The sequence below is a fragment of the Cystobacter fuscus DSM 2262 genome (assembly GCF_000335475.2).
Classification (GTDB): domain Bacteria; phylum Myxococcota; class Myxococcia; order Myxococcales; family Myxococcaceae; genus Cystobacter; species Cystobacter fuscus.
In genome coordinates, this window is record NZ_ANAH02000070.1 from 1 (window position 1) to 1,540 (window position 1,540).

A 1,540-nucleotide genomic window follows, 5' to 3' on the forward strand; every position below is an offset into this window, starting at 1 on the left:
CCAAGCAGAGCGTGGAAGTGGGCATCGCGGCCGAGGAGGCCACGGTGAGCGGCTCGCTCGACAAGGAGCTCGTGCGCCAGGTCATCCAGCGCAACCGCGGGCAGATCCGCTTCTGCTACGAGAGCCTGCTCAACCGCTTCCCCAAGCTGGGCGGCAAGGTGGCCATCCGCTTCACCATCGCCACCGAGGGCAACGTGGTGACGTCGTCCGTGGCCCAGTCCACGGCGGGTAACTCCGAGCTGGAGCAGTGCGTGGCCGGCCGCGTGCGCACCTGGACGTTCCCCAAGCCCAAGGGCGGTGGCTCCGTGGTCGTCACCTACCCGTTCATCTTCAAGGCGGCTGGAGAGTAATCCTCCGCTGACAGGAAACATCCAATGTGGGCGGTTCCGCGTTCGCGGAGCCGCCCACTTGCTTTTTGCCTCTGGCGTCCGGGAGCGCCTGGGCTAACTTCCAACCCTGAATGAAAGCCCTCCGCCCTTTTGTCGTTTGCGCCGCACTCGCCCTCCCCGCGCTCGCGAATGCGCAGGCCGCTGGTGACCGTCCCGCCGAGACCTACGAGGAAATCGAGCGTGGTCTCTACTTCTCGGTCCTCGGTGGTCCCCTCTTCATCGTCAATCCGCCCGCGTCCTCCGGACCCCGGCCCTTCTCGCCCGGACAGATGGCCGAGGTGGAGGTGGGCGTGGACATCGGCGATCGCCTGTCGATCGGCCTCTTCCTCCGGGGCGCCGTCAACCGGGCCGGCTCGGAGTACACGGGCAACTCCAACGGGGAGGCCTCGGGTGACTTCTCCTCGCTGGTGCCCGGCGCCGTGGCGCACGTGCGTCTGGTGAGCTTCCCCGACGCCCAGGAAGTGCCGCGCACGTGGATCTACGTGCGGGGTGGCGCGGGCTACGCCCTGTTCTGGCCGAAAGCGCTCCTGCCGGAATCCGACATTCTGGTATTCGCCGGACCGGGAGTGGAGTACTACACGCGCCTCCGGCACTTCTCGATTGGTGTCGAGGTGACGGCGAGCTTCTTCGTCAAGTCTCAGTCTTTCGGGTTCGCGCTGACGCCGAACCTTCGCTACGCGTTCTAGCGGGAGAATCACGTGCCTCAGGAGAATGGAAGCGGTGGGCCGCGCGGTGGACGGGGCCCGGGTGGTGCGCCCGGTCAGGGTCCTCGCCGGGATGGCCCGGGTGGTTTTTCGTTTGGTGACCGCGAAGGCGGGCGGGGTGGTGGCGGCCGGGGTCGGGGTCGGGATCGCTCGGAAGGTCCGGTCGGCCCCGCGCAGCGGGTCATCGCCGACCTGAGTGTTCTGGAGAAGGCGCTGGGCAAGAGCGACCTCGCCGCCGAGAAGCAGCCCCTGGAATCGATCGTCCGCTCGCTGCGGTCGCTGCGCGCGAAGTCGCTCGACGATCTGGATCTCAACGTGAGGGGTCGGCTCATCACCACGCTGCTGCGCGTGCAGCGGCAGACGAAGCCGCCCGCGCCCGAGGCGGCTCCGGCGGCGGAGGCGGGTTCGGCTCCCGCGGCGACCGAGGCTCCGGCCGAGGCCGCACCC

At 68.6% G+C, this 1,540-nt stretch carries 2 protein-coding genes and 1 pseudogene; all 3 read left to right on the forward strand.

What is annotated here, in order from left to right; translation table 11 throughout:
* On the forward strand, window positions 1-350 hold a 350-nt coding region (locus D187_RS45565), incomplete at its 5' end, for a TonB family protein (protein WP_043435113.1).
* Between the two features lie 110 nt (window positions 351-460).
* Window positions 461-1,075, forward strand: coding sequence for an adventurous gliding motility protein CglE (gene cglE, locus D187_RS45570; protein WP_002624065.1), 615 nt, complete (start codon window positions 461-463; stop codon window positions 1,073-1,075).
* Between the two features lie 12 nt (window positions 1,076-1,087).
* Window positions 1,088-1,540, forward strand: a pseudogene (locus tag D187_RS45575) (DEAD/DEAH box helicase); the annotation flags it as partial.

Bases quoted from the DNA above. Each gene is read 5' to 3' on its own strand.
- cglE (WP_002624065.1), top strand. From the start codon at position 461: ATGAAAGCCCTCCGCCCTTTTGTCGTTTGCGCCGCACTCGCCCTCCCC.